Source organism: Ramlibacter aurantiacus (assembly GCF_016722895.1).
GTDB lineage: Bacteria > Pseudomonadota > Gammaproteobacteria > Burkholderiales > Burkholderiaceae_C > Ramlibacter > Ramlibacter aurantiacus.
Window position 1 is genome coordinate 223539 of record NZ_JAEQNA010000007.1, and the last position, 15888, is coordinate 239426.

22 protein-coding genes are annotated in these 15888 nt (G+C 67.5%); 2 read left to right on the plus strand and 20 right to left on the minus strand.

Annotated features, from left to right (window positions below):
• The first annotated feature begins 56 nt into the window (after positions 1 to 56).
• Complete coding sequence (gene mscL, locus JI739_RS18225) at positions 57 to 488, plus strand: large conductance mechanosensitive channel protein MscL (protein ID WP_201685357.1); 432 nt, start codon at positions 57 to 59, stop codon at positions 486 to 488.
• On the opposite strand, the gene pdxA is transcribed toward mscL, so the two are convergent.
• Positions 478 to 1527 carry a 4-hydroxythreonine-4-phosphate dehydrogenase PdxA gene (pdxA, locus tag JI739_RS18230; RefSeq protein WP_201685358.1) on the minus strand — a complete coding sequence of 350 codons (1050 nt, stop codon included), beginning with the start codon at positions 1525 to 1527 and terminating at the stop codon, positions 478 to 480. The two genes, mscL and pdxA, sit on opposite strands and share 11 nt — an antisense overlap.
• Positions 1524 to 2282: a Nif3-like dinuclear metal center hexameric protein gene (locus JI739_RS18235; RefSeq protein WP_201685359.1), complete on the minus strand. Its 759-nt coding sequence runs from the start codon at positions 2280 to 2282 to the stop codon at positions 1524 to 1526. Before JI739_RS18235 ends, pdxA begins: the two co-directional genes overlap by 4 nt.
• Before the next feature lie 87 nt (positions 2283 to 2369).
• Here JI739_RS18235 and JI739_RS18240 point away from each other — a divergent pair, with 87 nt between their 5' ends.
• Positions 2370 to 3518, plus strand: a complete 1149-nt coding sequence (locus JI739_RS18240; RefSeq protein ID WP_201685360.1) for a S1C family serine protease — start codon at positions 2370 to 2372, stop codon at positions 3516 to 3518.
• Positions 3519 to 3569: 51 nt separating this feature from the next.
• On the opposite strand, the gene tatC is transcribed toward JI739_RS18240, so the two are convergent.
• The 18 genes from tatC to JI739_RS18330 all read right to left on the minus strand — a co-directional run bounded on the left by tatC (position 3570) and on the right by JI739_RS18330 (position 15885).
• Positions 3570 to 4361 (minus strand): twin-arginine translocase subunit TatC, encoded by a 792-nt coding sequence (tatC, locus tag JI739_RS18245; RefSeq protein WP_435531619.1) that lies wholly within the window; start codon positions 4359 to 4361, stop codon positions 3570 to 3572.
• A complete protein-coding gene (gene tatB / locus JI739_RS18250; protein WP_201685361.1) occupies positions 4361 to 4834 on the minus strand; it encodes a Sec-independent protein translocase protein TatB in 474 nt (157 codons plus the stop codon). The genes tatC and tatB overlap by 1 nt, the downstream gene beginning before the upstream one ends.
• A gap of 23 nt (positions 4835 to 4857) precedes the next feature.
• Positions 4858 to 5100 carry a Sec-independent protein translocase subunit TatA gene (gene tatA / locus JI739_RS18255; protein ID WP_201685362.1) on the minus strand — a complete coding sequence of 81 codons (243 nt, stop codon included), beginning with the start codon at positions 5098 to 5100 and terminating at the stop codon, positions 4858 to 4860.
• 73 nt (positions 5101 to 5173) lie between these two features.
• A complete protein-coding gene (locus tag JI739_RS18260; RefSeq protein ID WP_201685363.1) occupies positions 5174 to 5536 on the minus strand; it encodes a histidine triad nucleotide-binding protein in 363 nt (120 codons plus the stop codon).
• A 12-nt stretch (positions 5537 to 5548) separates the two neighbouring features.
• Positions 5549 to 5896, minus strand: coding sequence for a DUF4870 family protein (locus tag JI739_RS18265; RefSeq protein WP_201685364.1), 348 nt, complete (start codon positions 5894 to 5896; stop codon positions 5549 to 5551).
• Positions 5897 to 5923: 27 nt separating this feature from the next.
• Complete coding sequence (locus JI739_RS18270; protein ID WP_201685365.1) at positions 5924 to 6292, minus strand: phosphoribosyl-ATP diphosphatase; 369 nt, start codon at positions 6290 to 6292, stop codon at positions 5924 to 5926.
• On the minus strand, positions 6289 to 6693 hold the full coding sequence (gene hisI / locus JI739_RS18275; protein WP_201685366.1) for a phosphoribosyl-AMP cyclohydrolase: 405 nt from the start codon (positions 6691 to 6693) through the stop codon (positions 6289 to 6291). Before hisI ends, JI739_RS18270 begins: the two co-directional genes overlap by 4 nt.
• 57 nt (positions 6694 to 6750) lie before the next feature.
• The gene (gene hisF, locus JI739_RS18280) at positions 6751 to 7530 is read right to left on the minus strand and encodes an imidazole glycerol phosphate synthase subunit HisF (protein ID WP_201685367.1); all 780 of its coding nucleotides are present in this window, start codon (positions 7528 to 7530) and stop codon (positions 6751 to 6753) included.
• Positions 7531 to 7532: 2 nt separating this feature from the next.
• Positions 7533 to 8273, minus strand: coding sequence for a 1-(5-phosphoribosyl)-5-[(5-phosphoribosylamino)methylideneamino]imidazole-4-carboxamide isomerase (hisA, locus tag JI739_RS18285; protein ID WP_201685368.1), 741 nt, complete (start codon positions 8271 to 8273; stop codon positions 7533 to 7535).
• Between the two features lie 60 nt (positions 8274 to 8333).
• A complete protein-coding gene (hisH, locus tag JI739_RS18290; RefSeq protein ID WP_201685369.1) occupies positions 8334 to 8987 on the minus strand; it encodes an imidazole glycerol phosphate synthase subunit HisH in 654 nt (217 codons plus the stop codon).
• Between the two features lies 1 nt (position 8988).
• Positions 8989 to 9597 carry an imidazoleglycerol-phosphate dehydratase HisB gene (hisB, locus tag JI739_RS18295; RefSeq protein WP_201685370.1) on the minus strand — a complete coding sequence of 203 codons (609 nt, stop codon included), beginning with the start codon at positions 9595 to 9597 and terminating at the stop codon, positions 8989 to 8991.
• Positions 9594 to 10676 (minus strand): histidinol-phosphate transaminase, encoded by a 1083-nt coding sequence (hisC, locus tag JI739_RS18300; protein WP_201685371.1) that lies wholly within the window; start codon positions 10674 to 10676, stop codon positions 9594 to 9596. Before hisC ends, hisB begins: the two co-directional genes overlap by 4 nt.
• The gene (hisD, locus tag JI739_RS18305; protein WP_201685372.1) at positions 10673 to 11992 is read right to left on the minus strand and encodes a histidinol dehydrogenase; all 1320 of its coding nucleotides are present in this window, start codon (positions 11990 to 11992) and stop codon (positions 10673 to 10675) included. The genes hisC and hisD overlap by 4 nt, the downstream gene beginning before the upstream one ends.
• Positions 11989 to 12657, minus strand: a complete 669-nt coding sequence (gene hisG, locus JI739_RS18310) for an ATP phosphoribosyltransferase (RefSeq protein WP_201685373.1) — start codon at positions 12655 to 12657, stop codon at positions 11989 to 11991. The genes hisD and hisG overlap by 4 nt, the downstream gene beginning before the upstream one ends.
• Positions 12654 to 13916 (minus strand): UDP-N-acetylglucosamine 1-carboxyvinyltransferase, encoded by a 1263-nt coding sequence (gene murA / locus JI739_RS18315; protein WP_201685374.1) that lies wholly within the window; start codon positions 13914 to 13916, stop codon positions 12654 to 12656. Before murA ends, hisG begins: the two co-directional genes overlap by 4 nt.
• 25 nt (positions 13917 to 13941) lie before the next feature.
• The gene (locus JI739_RS18320; RefSeq protein WP_201685448.1) at positions 13942 to 14178 is read right to left on the minus strand and encodes a BolA family protein; all 237 of its coding nucleotides are present in this window, start codon (positions 14176 to 14178) and stop codon (positions 13942 to 13944) included.
• Between the two features lie 28 nt (positions 14179 to 14206).
• Positions 14207 to 14962, minus strand: a complete 756-nt coding sequence (locus tag JI739_RS18325; RefSeq protein WP_201685375.1) for an ABC transporter permease — start codon at positions 14960 to 14962, stop codon at positions 14207 to 14209.
• Positions 14959 to 15885, minus strand: coding sequence for an ABC transporter ATP-binding protein (locus JI739_RS18330; RefSeq protein WP_201685376.1), 927 nt, complete (start codon positions 15883 to 15885; stop codon positions 14959 to 14961). The genes JI739_RS18325 and JI739_RS18330 overlap by 4 nt, the downstream gene beginning before the upstream one ends.
• Between the last annotated feature and the right edge of the window lie 3 nt (positions 15886 to 15888).

The following is a 15888-nucleotide window of genomic DNA, read 5'->3' on the forward strand; positions in this document are numbered from 1 at the left end:
CCGCGAGAAGCGGGCGCCGCGCCATACTGCAGACCTTCCCACTTCGAAGGAAAACGATGAGCATCGCCAAGGAGTTTCGCGAGTTCGCCATCAAGGGCAATGTGGTCGACCTTGCGGTGGGCGTGATCATCGGCGCCGCCTTCAGCAAGATCGTCGACTCGCTGGTCAAGGACCTGGTGATGCCGTTGGTGAGCCTGGTCACCGGCCGGCTCGACTTCTCCAACCTGTTCGTCGTGCTCGGCGCCATTCCACCCGGCACACCGCGCACCCTGGCCGACCTCACCCGCGCGGGCGTGCCGGTCTTCGCCTGGGGCAACTTCATCACCGTGCTGGTGAACTTCCTGATCCTGGCGCTGGTGATCTTCGTGATGGTGCGGCAGATCAACCGCCTGCGCCGCGCCAGCGCCGAGCCGCCGGCGGCCGCACCCGCGGCGCCGGCCGAGGACATCGTGCTGCTGCGCGAGATCCGCGACAGCCTCAAGCGATAGGACCGCGCCCGTCGAATTGGGCCAGCTGCCGCGCCACCCGCACGGCCTCGAGCAGGCTGGCCGGGTCGGCGAGGCCCTGGCCGGCGATGTCGAAGGCAGTGCCGTGGTCCGGGCTGGTGCGCACGAGCGGCAGGCCCAGGGTGACGTTCACTCCTTTGTCGAGCCCCAGGTACTTCACCGGGATCAGGCCCTGGTCGTGGTACATGGCCACCACCGCGTCGAACTCCTTGAGCCCGCGAGCCCGCATGAACACCGTATCGGGCGCGAAGGGGCCCTGCACGTCCAACCCTTCGGTCCGGCTCGCCGCCACGGCGGGGCCGATGACCTCCAACTCCTCGCGTCCGAACAACCCGCCCTCCCCCGCGTGTGGATTCAGCCCCGCCACCGCCAGGCGCGGAGGCCGGCCGAGCGCGCGGGACAAAGCGTCGTGGGTGATGCGGATGGTCTGGCGCACGTTCTCCAGCGTAACGGCGTCGATCGCCTGGCGCAGCGAGACGTGGATGCTTACCAGCACGGTCCGCAGCTCATCGCTGGCGAGCATCATTCGGACCGGCACCTGCGCCAGCGGTCGCTCCAGGTATGCCGCCGCTTCGGCCTGCAGCAGTTCGGTGTGACCCGGATGCGGCACGCCGGCGGCCGCCAGCGATTCCTTGTGCAATGGCGCCGTGACGACGGCGGCGACGTCCCCGCGCAGCGCAGCCCGAGCCGCCCAGGTGACCGCATCGGCCGCCATGCGCCCACCCGCCGCATGCACCTGTCCCCAGGGCAGCAGCTGCGACGCCGGCTCTCCCACCTGCAGCAGCGGCAGGCATCGCGGCGGCACTTCCAGCGCCTCGGCGGGGCGGTCGATCAAGGCGACAGTCCATGGCAGCGCGCCCGCGCCGCAAACCACCCGGGTCGCTCGACGCAGGTGCGGCAGGTCGCCCACCACGAAGCAGCCCGCCAGCCGTCGTGGCTCCCGCATGAAGGCACGCACCAGGATCTCGGGACCGATGCCGGCCGGATCACCCATGGTCAAGGCCAGTGTTCGCGCCGTCATGCCGGGTTGTCGATGTCGATGAACCGATGCTCGAGCCCGAGCGCTTGCGCGACATGCCCCGCCACCGCCGGCGCGCCGTAGCGCTCGCTGGCATGGTGGCCGCAGGCGATGAAGCTCACGCCGCACTCGCGGGCGTAGTGCGCTTGTGGCTCGGAGATCTCCCCGGTGATGAAGGCCTGTGCCCCGGCGGCGATGGCGGCCTCGAAATAGCCTTGCGCGCCCCCGGTGCACCAGGCAATGCGTCGAAGTGGCTGGTGCGCACCCGCCACGGCCACCACTTCGCGGCCCAGCACGCTGCGGACATGGCTCGCCAGCGCGTCGGTGTCGTGGAAGCCGCCTGCATCGGCCGGCTCGCCGATGAAGCCCAGCTCCTGCTCACCGAACCGCGCCTGCGCCCGAAGCCCCAGCCGCCAGCCGAGCTGCGCGTTGTTGCCCAGGTCCTGGTGCCCATCCAAAGGCAGGTGGTAGGCGAACAGGTTGATGTCGTGCGCCAGCAGCCTGGAAAGCCGCTGCTTCATCCACCCGGTGACACGGCCGTCCTGGCCGCGCCAGAACAGCCCGTGATGCACGAACACGGCATCGGCCCGGGCCTGCACGGCGGCATCGATCAGCGCCACGCTGGCGGTCACGCCGGAGACGATCCTGCGGATCTCGGCGCGACCCTCCACCTGCAGGCCGTTCGGACCGTAGTCCTTGTAGCGCTCGGGTTGCAGCAGGTCGTCGAATGCGCGAAGCAGCTCTTGTCGGTCAACCATCGGAAAGGTGCGTCGAAAGGCCGATTGTGTCGCGCCGATGCGTGCCGCGGCTCTACACTTTCGCGTTTACCTGCTACCCCACCCTTCATGCGTCGTTACTGGCTCGTGTTTTCCCAGGCCGTCACCGTGCTGCTGGCCGCCTGGTTCGTCATCGCCACGCTCAAACCCGAGTGGCTCGGCCGGTCGCCCTCCCTCAGCCGCAGCACGGGCGTCACCCTGATCGAGGCCCCACCCCTGCCGGCGGGCACCATTCCGGCTGGCAGCCTGCGCCAGGCCGCGCAGAAAGCATCTCCGGCCGTGGTGAGCATCAACACCATGCGGGCTGCCCAGTCGCCCCAGACGACCGACCCATGGTTCCGCTTCTTCTTCGGTGACCGCGGCCCCGCACCGCAGTCCGGGCTGGGCAGCGGCGTGATCATCAGCCCGGACGGCTACATCCTCACCAACAACCACGTGATCGAGGGTGCGGACGAAATCGAGGTGGTCCTGAACGACAGCCGGTCCGCGCGCGCCAGCGTCATCGGCACCGACCCGGAAACCGACCTGGCCGTGCTGAGGGTCAAGCTGGACGGTCTGCCGGTGGTCACGCTCGGCAGCGGGGACGACCTGCAGGTGGGCGACCAGGTGCTCGCCATCGGCAACCCGTTCGGCGTGGGGCAGACGGTGACCAGCGGCATCGTCAGTGCGCTCGGGCGCAACCAGCTCGGCATCAACACCTTCGAGAACTTCATCCAGACCGACGCGGCCATCAATCCCGGCAATTCGGGTGGCGCCCTGATCGATACCGAGGGCCGCTTGCTGGGCATCAACACGGCCATCTACTCGCGCTCGGGCGGCAACATGGGCATCGGCTTCGCGATTCCAGCCTCGACCGCCAAGATGGTCCTGGAGTCGATCGTCCGCGACGGCGTCGTCCGGCGCGGCTGGATTGGCGTCGAGCCCGTCGACCTGTCGCCTGAACTGATGTCGACCTTCGGCGTGAAGACTCGGCAGGGGGTGCTGATCACCGGGGTGCTGCAGAACGGCCCGGCGGCGCAAGCGGGCATCCGCCCGGGGGATGTGATCACCGAGGTCGCCGGACAGCGCGTGGCCAGTGTGTCCGAACTGCTGACCCAGGTCGCAGCCCTGCGGCCGGGCACCACAGCCGCCTTCAAGCTGATGCGTAGAGATGACGCGGTGGACCTGAACGTCACGCCGGGCCTTCGCCCCGCACCACGCCCCGTCTCGCAGCGCTGATCCCGTCCGGCCGCCGCAAGGAGCGGACGGCAGCGCCTACCGGAGGTCGGGTCAGGCGTCGGTTGCGGCAGCGCCCTCTTCGTCGGGTGCCTTCGTGTGCTTGATGAACACTTGCGCCGCCCAGATGCCCACTTCGTAGAGGATGATCATCGGGATCGCCAGCGCCAGCTGCGAGACCACGTCCGGCGGCGTCACGACCGCGGCCACGATGAAGGCCAGCACGATGAAGTAGCTGCGGAACGACTTGAGCTTGTCGATGCTCACCATGCCCAGCCGCGCCAGCACCACCACCACGATGGGAACCTCGAAGGCCAGGCCGAAAGCCAGGAACATGGTCAGCACGAAGCTCAGGTAGGCCTCGATATCAGGCGCAGCGGTGATGCTCTTGGGCGCGAAGCTCTGGATGAAGGTGAAAACCTGTCCGAACACGAAGAAATAGCAGAATGCCACGCCGACGAAGAACAGCAGCGTGCTGGAAATCACCAGCGGCAGCATGAGCTTCTTTTCGTGGCTGTAAAGCCCCGGCGCAACGAACGCCCACACCTGATAGAGCACGACCGGCAAGGCGATCATGAACGCCGACATCAGCAGGATCTTCAGCGGCACGACAAACGGCGAAATGACCGAGGTCGCGATCAGCGTCGCACCCTTGGGCAAGGTGGCCGTCAGCGGGGCGGCCAGCAGGTCGTACAGGGCACCCGGCCCAGGCCAGATTGCCAGGACGGCCGCGACGGCGCCGACGGCGATCAGCGCCTTGATCAGGCGGTCACGAAGCTCGACCAGATGGGCGACGAATGGTTGTTCAGTCCCGGCGAGCTCGTCTTCTTTATTGGGGTCGGCCATCAGTTGAGTTTCTTGGGCCGGTACCGCGCAACCCGGGCCGCGCCCGACAGTGCGCGCGTGCGGACGCCGTTGCGGGCCTTGTACCAACTGGGCACCGCGCCCTGCTTGAGCCGCCAGTTCTTGCGCGGCCGCTTGTACTCGGGGGAATCGGGCGGCACGTCGAGCATCGGCGACGGCGCGGCCGAATCGAAGGCGGCGGCCGCGTCGTTGAATTGCCGGTCGATGTCGGACGCGGCGCCGTGGATGGAGGATTCCACATCACGCGCCGCGGTCTCCACCGAGTCCTTCATCTTGCGGAGCTCGTCGAGCTCCATGGACCGGTTCACCTCGGCCTTGACGTCGTTCACGTAACGCTGGGCCTTGCCCAGCAGCGTGCCGACGGTACGCGCCACACGGGGCAGCTTCTCAGGCCCGATGACGATCAGCGCCACGGCGCCGATCAAAGCCATCTTGGAAATGCCGAGATCGATCACAGCCAGTTCAGCCGGTCAGTGGCTCAGGACCTGTTGCGGGCTTCGACGTCGATGGTGTTCTTGTTGCTGTCCGTGGCGGACGGGGCCGACGTCACCTGCTGCGGCGGCGTTTCGGCTTCAGGCGCGGACCCGTCCTTCATGCCGTCCTTGAAGCCCTTCACCGCGCCGCCAAGGTCAGAGCCCATGTTCTTCAGCTTCTTGGTGCCGAACACCAGCACGACGATCAACAGCACGACCAGCCAATGCCAGATGGAAAACGAACCCATGGAATCACTCCTGAAAGAATTGCTCGAATTTTAGTCGGCGTGCGGATGTGCACTCGACGGAAGGGACAGGGACTTACCCCTTGATCCAGGGCCTCGGCCCCCCGATCACGTGAAGGTGCAGGTGATGCACCTCCTGCCCGCCATGGTCCCCCGTGTTCACCATGATCCGGTAGCCGCCATGTGGGTAGGGGCTGCAGCCGGCCTGCATCGCCAGCTGCGGTATGAGGCTCATCATGCGCCCCAGCAAGGGTGCGTCCTCGGACGTGACATGGGCCATCGACAGGATGTGCCGCTTGGGAACGACCAGGAAGTGCACCGGCGCCCACGGGTGGATGTCGTGGAAGGCCAGGAGTTCCTCGTCCTCGTACAGCTTGCGGGAGGGCAGTTGCCCCTCCACGATCTTGCAGAAGATGCAGTTCGGGTCGCGCTCGTTCATGGTGCTACGCGCTCAGGGAAGCGTGCCATTGGTAAACCTCAGCCATCCGCGGATGCAGCGGTACAGGTACCACAGCCCCACGATCGTCCAGGCGGCCATGCCCGGCACGATGAACAGCAGGTACAGCGGCGAAGTCAGCACCAGCCAGAAGATGGTCCACCAGAAGGTGGCGATCATGTAGCTGTGGTGCGCGATATAGCCCGGGTCCTGCTCATCGCCGCGCTTGATGTAATTGACGATCAGCGCGATCACGGCCAGGGTTCCCATGCTCAGCCAAGCCACCGTGTGCATGCCGTAGAGCACGTGCATGACCAGTCGGTCGTTCGCGGTCTTTTCTTCGTAGATCACAGGTTGGTTCATCTCTGCTCCTGCACGACTGCCCGGCCCTCAGGCGGCTGACGAATCGCTCTCGCCGATTGCGCGCATGGCCTTTTCCTGCAGGCCGCCCAGACCTTCGCGGCGTGCCAGTTCGGCCACGACATCGGCCGGTCCGAGCCCGTAATGCGCCAGCGCGATCATGCTGTGGAACCACAGGTCGGCCACTTCGCCGACCAGCCGCGATCGGTCGCCGCCATGGTCGCAATCCTTGGCAGCCATCACGGTCTCACAAGCCTCCTCGCCGATCTTCTTGAGGAAGGCGTCCGGCCCCTTGTGCAACAGGCGCGCCACGTAACTGCGCTGCGGGTCGCCGCCAGACGCCGGCTTGCGGCTCTCGATGACCGCGGCGAGTCGGTCCAGCACCTCCGACGAGCTCATGATGCGTACCCCTTGCCGTAGATCTGCCCGGGCTCCTTGATCACCGGCTCGACAGGCTGCCAGGCGCCCTGCTCCAGCCGCAGGTAAAAACAGCTGTGCCGCCCGGTGTGGCAGGCGATGCCAGGGTCGTGCCCTTCCTGGGTGACCCGCAGCAGGACCACGTCCTGGTCGCAATCGAGCCGTAGCTCATGCACCCGCTGCACGTGTCCGGACTCCTCGCCCTTGAACCACAGCCGGCCACGCGAGCGGCTGAAGTAGACGGCGCGCCCCAGCTCGGCAGTTTGCCGCAGGGCCTCGCGGTCCATCCACGCAAACATCAGGACGTCACCGCTCGACGCCTCCTGCGCGATCGCCGGGACCAACCCGCGCTCGTCCCACCTGACCTGATCCAGCCAATTCATGGGTCGATTGTCCGTCATCGGTGATCCGCACGACGACGCGCCAGGCCCCCTCGCCTGTTACAGGCGCACCGGGATCCCGCGGTCGCGAAGATGCTGCTTGGCCTGGCCGACGGTGAACTCGCCGTAATGGAAGATGCTGGCCGCCAGGACCGCATCGGCCCCGCCCAGCGTCACGCCATCGGCGAGGTGTTCGAGCATGCCGACGCCCCCCGAGGCGATCACCGGGACCTCGACCGCGTCGGACACCGCACGTGTCAATGCGAGGTCGAAGCCCGAGCGAGTGCCGTCGCGGTCCATGCTGGTCAGCAGGATCTCGCCGGCGCCGCGACGAGCCATCTCGCGGGCCCACGCCACGGCATCGAGACCGGTGTTCCGGCGCCCGCCGTGGCTATAGACGTCCCACCCGGGTCCGCGGGCGAGATCGTCGCCACCGCCCCGCCGCTTGGCGTCGATCGCCACCACGATGCACTGAGAGCCATATCGATCCGAGGCTTCGGAGATCACCTGGGGATTGGCGATGGCCGCCGAGTTGAAGCTGGTCTTGTCGGCGCCGGCATTGAGCAGCCGCCGGACATCGTCCACCGTGCGAACACCGCCACCGACGGTCAAGGGGATGAACACCTGCGAGGCCACCGCCTCGATGATGGGCAGGATGAGGTCCCGGTCGTCGCTGGTGGCGGTGATGTCCAGGAAGGTGAGCTCGTCGGCGCCTTGCTCGTTGTAGCGCGCGGCGATCTCGACCGGATCGCCCGCGTCGCGCAGCTCGACGAAGTTGACCCCTTTGACGACCCGTCCGCCCGTGACGTCCAGGCAGGGAATGATGCGTTTGGCCAGCAAATTCAGGCGCTCAGTTGATCGGCCTTGGCCTGTGCGGCCACGAAATCGAGGTCGCCGGAATAGATGGCGCGCCCGCAGATGACACCTTCGATGCCTTCGTCTTCCACCTCGCACAGCTTCTCGATGTCCGCCATGCCCGAAAGCCCGCCGGAGGCGATGACCGGGATGGTGAGGGCCTGCGCGAGCTTCACGGTGGCTTCGACGTTGATGCCCGAAAGCATGCCGTCGCGACCGATGTCGGTGTAGATGATGGACTCGACACCCCAGTCTTCGAACTTGCGGGCCAGATCGACCACCTCGTGCCCTGTGAGCTTGCTCCAGCCATCGGTGGCGACCTTGCCGTCCTTGGCATCCAGCCCCACGATGATGTGGCCGCCGAAGGCACTGCACGCGTCCTTGAGGAAGCCGGGGTTCTTCACCGCGGCCGTGCCGATGATCACGTAGCGAAGCCCGCCGTCGATGTACTTCTCGATGGTGTCCAGATCACGGATGCCGCCACCGAGCTGCACCGGGATGTCGTCCCCCACGGCCTTCAGGATGGAGCGGATGGCGCTGAAATTCTGCGGCTTGCCCGCGAACGCGCCGTTGAGGTCGACCAGGTGCAGGCGCCGGGCCCCTTTTTCCAGCCAGCTTGCCGCCATGGCGGCCGGTTCTTCGCTGAAGGTGGTGGCCTGGTCCATGTCGCCCTGCTTGAGGCGCACGCAATGACCGTCCTTCAGGTCGATGGCGGGAATGAGAAGCATGGAGGAAAAAAGAATGGATCGATTGGAGACCGCGCCTACCGCATCAAAGCCAGCGCGAAGTCAGGGATTCCAGAGCAGGAAGTTCCGATAAAGGGCAAGACCGGACTCAGCGCTTTTTTCGGGGTGGAACTGTGTAGCAAAAATATTACCGCGCGCGATGGCGGCGGTAAAGACGCCGCCGTAATCGGCTTCACCGACGCTGTGGCAGGCATCCGACGGGCGGGCGTAGTAGCTGTGGACGAAGTAGAACCAGCTGTTGTCGGCCACGCCCTCCCACACGGGGTGCGGTTGCGACTGGCGCACCTGGTTCCAGCCGATCTGCGGCACCTTGTAGCGGCTGCCGTCCGGCTGCCGCCGGTCCTGCAGGCGAAAGCGCACGACCTCTCCGGGGACGAGTCCCAGCGACTCGGTGGGGCCTTCCTCGCTGCGATCGAGCAGCATCTGCATGCCCACGCAGACCCCCATCAAGGGCTTGTTGGCCGCCGCGTGCATGACGGAAGGATGCATGCCGGAGGCGTGCAGTTCGCGCACGCAGTCACGCATGGCGCCCTGTCCTGGCAGCACCACGCGCTCGGCGGCCAGCACCTCCTCGGGGCGGCGCGCCCACACGACGTCGACCCCGCTGCCGCGCGCGGCATGCAGCACCGCCTGCGTCACCGAGCGCAGGTTGCCCATGCCGTAGTCGACGACCGCGACGGTCTTCACCGCAGCCATGTCAGAGCGTGCCCTTGGTGGAAGGGATGACGCCGGCGGCGCGCGGATCGCGCTCCAGCGCGCCGCGCAGCGCACGGGCGAAGGCCTTGAACACGGTTTCGCACTGGTGGTGCGCGTTTTCGCCCCGCAGGTTGTCCACGTGCAGGGTCACGAAGGCATGGTTGACGAAGCCCTGGAAGAATTCGTGCGCCAGCTGGGTGTCGAAGCTGCCGATCATGCCGCTCTTGAACGGCACGTTCATCACCAGGCCCGGGCGGCCGGAGAAATCGATCACCACGCGCGACAGGGCCTCGTCCAGCGGGACGTAGGCGTGCCCATAGCGTCGGATGCCCTTCTTGTCGCCCACGGCCTTGGCCACCGCCTGGCCCAGCGTGATGCCGACGTCCTCCACGGTGTGGTGCCCGTCGATGTGCAGGTCACCCTTGGCCTCGATGTCCAGGTCGATCAGCCCGTGGCGGGCGATCTGGTCGAGCATGTGATCGAAAAAGCCGATGCCGGTGGACAGGCGAGCCTGCCCGGTGCCGTCGAGGTTGACGGCCACGCGAATCTGCGTCTCTGCGGTATGGCGCACGACCTCGGCGGTGCGCGCAGTGTCGGGGGTGGTGGTCATAGGGAAGCCTGCAGCGCCTGCAGCATCCGGGCGTTTTCCTCGGGCGTACCGACGGTCAGTCGCAGGCAGTTGACAAGCAAGGAATGCATTTTAGAAACGTTCTTCACCAGCACGCCGCGCTGCTTCATGCCGGCGAAGGCCCGCGCCGCGTCGGGCACGCGCACCAGGATCATGTTGGCGTCGCTGGGCCACGGCTGCACGCCCGGCAGCTCGGCCAGGCTTCGCATCAGGCCGGCGCGTTGCTCGCGCAGCAGCGCTGCCTGCGCCTCGTACACGTCCGCGTGCTCCAGGGCGAACAGCGCCGCCTCGGCGTTGAGCACGCTCACGTTGTAGGGCGGGCGCACCTTGTCGATTTCGGCGATGAGCGGCTGGGCGCCGGCCAGGTAGCCGATGCGCACGCCGGCCAGGCCGAATTTGCTGAGCGTGCGCATGAGCAGCACGTGCGGGTGCGACGCGAGCCGGTCGATGTAGCTGCGGCTGGAGAACGGCTGGTAGGCCTCGTCGATGACCACCAGGCCCGGTGCGGCGCGCACGATGCGTTCGATCACCGCGTCGTCCCACAGCCCGGCGGTCGGGTTGTTGGGGTAGGCCAAGTAGATGATGGACGGACGCTCGCGCTCGATGGCGTTCAACATGGCGGCTTCGTCGAGCTGGAAGTCGGGTCGCAGGTCGACGCCGATGAACCGCAGGCCCTGCAGCTGCGCGCTCATGGCGTACATCACGAAGCCCGGCACCGGCGCCAGGATGGCCGCGCCGGGCACGTCGCAAGCCATGGCGAGCAGCGAAATCAGCTCATCGGATCCATTGCCCAGCATCAGTGCGCAGCCCTCGGGCAGGTTCGCATGCCGCACCAGCGCCTCTCGCAGATCGTCCAGCCGCGGGCCCGGATAGCGGTTGAGTGCCAGCGCGCCCAGGCGCCGGCCCAGCTCGGCCTGCAGGGGGGGCGGGAGGGTGAACGGGTTCTCCATGGCGTCGAGCTTGACCAGGCCGGCGGCGTCCTGCACCGCATAGGCCTGCATCGACTGGATGTCCTGCCGGATCAGGGGCCGCAGGCGCTCGGAAAGGATGGCGTCGGTCATGGCTTGAGCCTCATTTCGGCGGCACGGGCGTGGGCCTGCAGGCCCTCGCCATGGGCGAGCACCGAGGCGATGCGCCCCAGCACCTGCGCACCCTGCTCGCTCACTTCGATCAGGCTGCTGCGTTTCTGGAAGTCGTACACGCCCAGCGGGCTGGAAAAGCGCGCCGTGCGGCTGGTGGGCAGCACGTGGTTGGGGCCGGCGCAGTAATCACCCAGCGATTCGCTGGTGAAGGCGCCCAGGAAAATCGCGCCGGCATGGCGCAGCAAGGGTTCCCAGCGCTGCGGCTCGGCGCTGGCGATCTCCAGGTGCTCGGGTGCGATGCGGTTGCTGATCTCGCAGGCCTCTTCCATGCTGCGCGTGTGGATCAGCGCGCCCCGCCCGCTCAGCGAGCGGGCGATGATGCCGGCGCGCGGCATCTGGGGCAGCAGGCGATCGATCTCGGCCTGCACCCGCTCGATATAGGTCGCGTCGGGGCTCAGCAGGATGCTCTGCGCCAGCTCGTCGTGCTCGGCCTGCGAGAACAGGTCCATGGCCACCCAATCGGCCGGCGTGCTGCCGTCGGCCAGCACCAGGATTTCGCTGGGCCCGGCGATCATGTCGATGCCCACCTGGCCGAACACGCGCCGCTTGGCGCTGGCCACATAGGCGTTGCCGGGACCGGTGATCTTGTCCACGCGCGGCACGGTGGCGGTGCCGTAGGCGAGCGCGGCCACCGCCTGCGCGCCGCCGACGCAGAAGGCACGCGTGACGCCACCCAGCCAGGCAGCCGCCAGCACCAGGGCGTTCTTCTCGCCGCGCGGCGTGGGCACGACCATCACGATGTCCTCGACCCCGGCCACCCGTGCCGGCAGCGCGTTCATCAGCACCGACGAGGGGTAAGCGGCCTTGCCGCCCGGCACGTAGATGCCCACGCGGTCCAGGGGCGTCACCTTCTGCCCGAGCAGCGTGCCATCGGCGTCGCGGTAGCTCCAGCTTTCGCCGGCAGCCCTCTTCTGGGCCTCGTGGTAGGTCCGCACGCGGGCCGTGGCCTGCTCGAGCGCGTCGCGCTGCGGCGCGGGCAGGGAGTCGAAGGCCGCCTTGAGCTCGCCCTGGCTCAGTTCGAGCTCGGCCATCGAGGCGACCTGCAGCTGGTCGAAGCGCGCCGTGTACTCGAGCACGGCGGCGTCGCCTCGTGCGGCGACGTCGGCCAGGATGGACGCCACGCGCTGCTCGACCTCGGCGTCGGTGTCGGCCGACCAGTGCAGCCGCGCCTGGAAGGCCGACTCGAAATCGGGCTGGGCGGTGGACAGGCGCAGGGGCTGGGCAGCTGGGGTCATGGGGCGCGGTTGCCGGAGCCGGTGGCGCCGGCGAAGGCATCGATCAGGCGCCGGATCGGCACCCGCTTGAGTTTGAGCGAAGCCTGGTTGACCACCAGGCGCGAGCTGATGTCCATGATGCGCTCGACCTCCACCAGCTGGTTGGCGCGCAGCGTGCTGCCGGTGGATACCAGGTCGACGATCGCATCGGCCAGGCCGGTCAGCGGCGCCAGCTCCATGCTGCCGTACAGCTTGATCAGGTCCACGTGAACGCCCTTGGCGGCGAAGAATTCGCGCGCGATGGACACGTACTTGGTGGCCACGCGCAGCCGCGAACCCTGGCGCACCGCGCTCGCGTAGTCGAAGTCCTGGCGCACGGCGACGCTGACACGGCAGCGGGCGATGGCCAGGTCCAGCGGCTGGTACAGCCCCTGGCTGCCGTGCTCGATCAAGGTGTCCAGCCCGGTCACCCCCAGGTCGGCGCCGCCATACTGCACGTAGGTGGGCACGTCGGTGGCGCGCACCAGCACCACCCGCACATCGGGCTGGCTGGTCGCCAGGATCAGCTTGCGCGAGGTTTCGGGGTCTTCGAGCACCTCGATGCCGGCGGCACGAAGCAGCGGCAGCGTCTCGTCGAAGATGCGGCCCTTGGACAGGGCGAGCGTGATGGCAGCGGTCGAACTCATTTGATCCGTTGGATGTCGGCGCCCATCCCGCGCAGCTTGTCTTCCATGCGGTCGTAGCCCCGGTCCAGGTGGTAGATGCGATCGACCAGGGTCTCGCCGTCGGCCACCAGGCCGGCGATCACCAGGCTGGCCGAGGCGCGCAGGTCGGTGGCCATGACGGCGGCACCCGACAGCCGCTCGACCCCCTCGACCAGCGCCGACTTGCCGTCGACCTGGATGTGCGCACCCAGCCGGACCAGTTCGTTCACGTGCATGAAGCGGTTCTCGAAGATGGTCTCGGTGACCAGGGACGAGCCCTGCCCGATCACGTTGAGCACCATGAACTGGGCCTGCATGTCGGTGGGAAAGCCCGGGTATTCGGTGGTGCGGAAACTCTGGGCCGCCAGCCGGCCGCTGGCGCGCACGCGAATGCCGCCCTCGACCGCTTCGACCGCGGCACCCGCCTCGCGCAGCTTGTCGATGACGGCTTCGAGGTGGTCGGCCCGACCACCTCGCAGCAGCACGTCGCCACCGGTGGCGGCGACCGCGCACAGGAAGGTGCCGGCCTCGATGCGGTCGGGCACCACCCGGTGCTGGCAGCCACGCAGCCTGGCGACGCCGCGCACGCGGATGCGGCTGGTGCCGTGCCCCTCGATGTCGGCGCCCATGGCGATCAGCATCTCGGCCAGGTCGGCGATCTCGGGCTCCATTGCCGCGTTCTCCAGCACGGTCTCGCCCTCGGCCAGCGAGGCGGCCATCAGGAAGTTCTCGGTGCCGGTGACGGTCACCATGTCCGTGCGGATGTGCGCGCCGCGCAGCCGCTCGCGGCCCTTGGGCAGTTTGGCGATCATGTAGCCGTGCTCGACCACGATCTCCGCCCCCATCTGCTGCAGGCCCTTGATGTGCTGGTCGACCGGGCGCGAGCCGATGGCGCAGCCGCCGGGCAAGGACACCGTGGCCTCGCCGAAGCGCGCCAGCAAGGGACCGAGCGCCAGCACCGAGGCCCGCATGGTCTTCACCAGTTCGTAGGGCGCCTCGGGTGAACTCAGGCGGCTGGCATCGATGGCCAGCCGGTCGTCGGAGCGCTCGACCGAGACGCCCATGTTGGCGATCAACGTGGCCATGGTGGCCACGTCCTGCAGCCGCGGCACGTTGTCCAGCGTGACCGGATCGGCGGTGAGCAGGGCCGCGCACATTTCGGGGAGCGCGGCATTCTTGGCGCCGGAAATCCGGACCTCTCCCTGCAAGGGACGGCCACCGCGGATCAAGAGCTTGTCCATGGGATTCAGGGGTGTGCGGCTGGGATCAGGACGCGGACCACTCGGCCGGCGTCAGTGTCTTCATCGACAAGGCATGCACCTCGTCGCTCTGGATTCTCGCACCCAGGGTGGCGTAGACCCGCTGGTGGCGCTGGATCGGGCGCTTGCCCTCGAACTCGCTCGAGACGATGACGGCCGACCAGTGGCGGCCGTCGCCTTCGACTTCGAGGTGTTCGCAGGCCAGGCCTGCGGCAATGATGGCTTTGAGTTCGTCTGCGGTCATGGGCATGGGGCGCCATGCGGCGCCGGCATCAGTTGCGGATCTTGTAGCCGATGCGCAGCAGGTGCAGTGCGATCGCACTGACCACCACCAGCGCGGTGGCCACGATGGACAGGCTGGTCCAGGGGGAGACATCGCTCACGCCGAAGAAGCCGTAGCGGAACCCGTCGATCATGTAGAAGAACGGGTTGAGATGGCTCACCTGCTGCCAGAAGCCGGGGAGCGAGTGGATGGAATAAAACACGCCCGACAGGAAGGTCATGGGCATGATCACGAAGTTCTGGAATGCGGCCATCTGGTCGAACTTCTCGGCCCACAAGCCGGCGATCACGCCCAGCGCACCGAGCATCCAGGCCCCCATGAAGCCGAAGGCCAGGATCCACAGCGGTGATGCGAACTGCGGCCGCACGAACAAGGTGGTGACCAGCAGCACCCCGGTGCCCACCGCCAGCCCGCGCGCAACGGACGAACCCACGTAGGCCACGAACCAGGCGCGGTGGGACAAGGGCGTGAGCAGCACGAACACCAGGCTGCCCATGATCTTGCTCTGGATCAGCGAAGACGAGCTGTTGGCGAACGCGTTCTGCAGCACGCTCATCATCACCAGGCCCGGCACCAGGAAGGCGGTGTAGGAGATGCGGTCGTAGACCTTCACATGGTCCTGCAGCACGTGCCCGAAGATCATCAGGTACAGCAGCGCGGTGAGCACCGGCGCGGCCACGGTCTGGAAGCTCACCTTCCAGAACCGCAGGACTTCCTTGTAGAAAAGCGTTTGCCAGCCGGTCACGTCGCCACCAGGTCCTTCTTTTTTTCCGCCATCACGTCCAGGAACACGTCTTCCAGGTCGGCCTTGCGGATCTCCACGTCCTCCACCCGCAGCCCGGCCTGACGGATCGCCGCCAGGTAGGCCTCGATCTCGTGGGCGTCATGGGCGGGCAGTTGCACGATGCGGCCCGTGATGCGGGCCTTGGCCGCCAGCTCGGGCGGCAACTGGTGGCCTTCGGTCTTGAAGCGCAGCACGTTGCTGGAGGCCGCTTTCAGCAGCTCGGAAGTGCGCGCCAGGGCCACCACCTGCCCGGCCTTGAGCATGGCGATGCGCCCGCACAGGGCTTCGGCCTCCTCGAGGTAGTGGGTGGTCAGCAGGACGGTGTGGCCCTGCCGATTCAGTCGCGCGATGAACTGCCACAGCGTCTGTCGCAATTCCACGTCGACCCCCGCGGTGGGCTCGTCCAGCACGATCACCGGCGGCTTGTGCACGAGGGCCTGGGCCACCAGCACCCGCCGCTTCATGCCGCCGGAGAGCTGGCGCATGTTGGCGGTGGCCTTGTCCGCCAGCCCCAGGCTCTGGAGCAGTTCGTCGATCCAGTCGTCGTTGTGGCGGATGCCGAAGTAGCCCGACTGGATGCGAAGGGCCTCGCGGACCGAGAAGAACGGATCGAACACCAGTTCCTGCGGCACGACGCCCAGCTGGCGGCGCGCCTGCGCGTAGTCGGACTGCACATCGTGGCCGCGAACGACCACGCGGCCGGCGCTGCCGCGCACCAGGCCCGCCAGGATGCTGATCAGGGTGGTCTTGCCTGCACCGTTGGGGCCCAGCAGGCCGAAGAACTCGCCCTCCTCGATGTCCAGGCTCACGTCCGACAGGGCACGGAATTCGCCGCGTGCGGTGGCATAGGTCTTGGTGACCGATTGGAAGGAGATCGCGGGCATAGG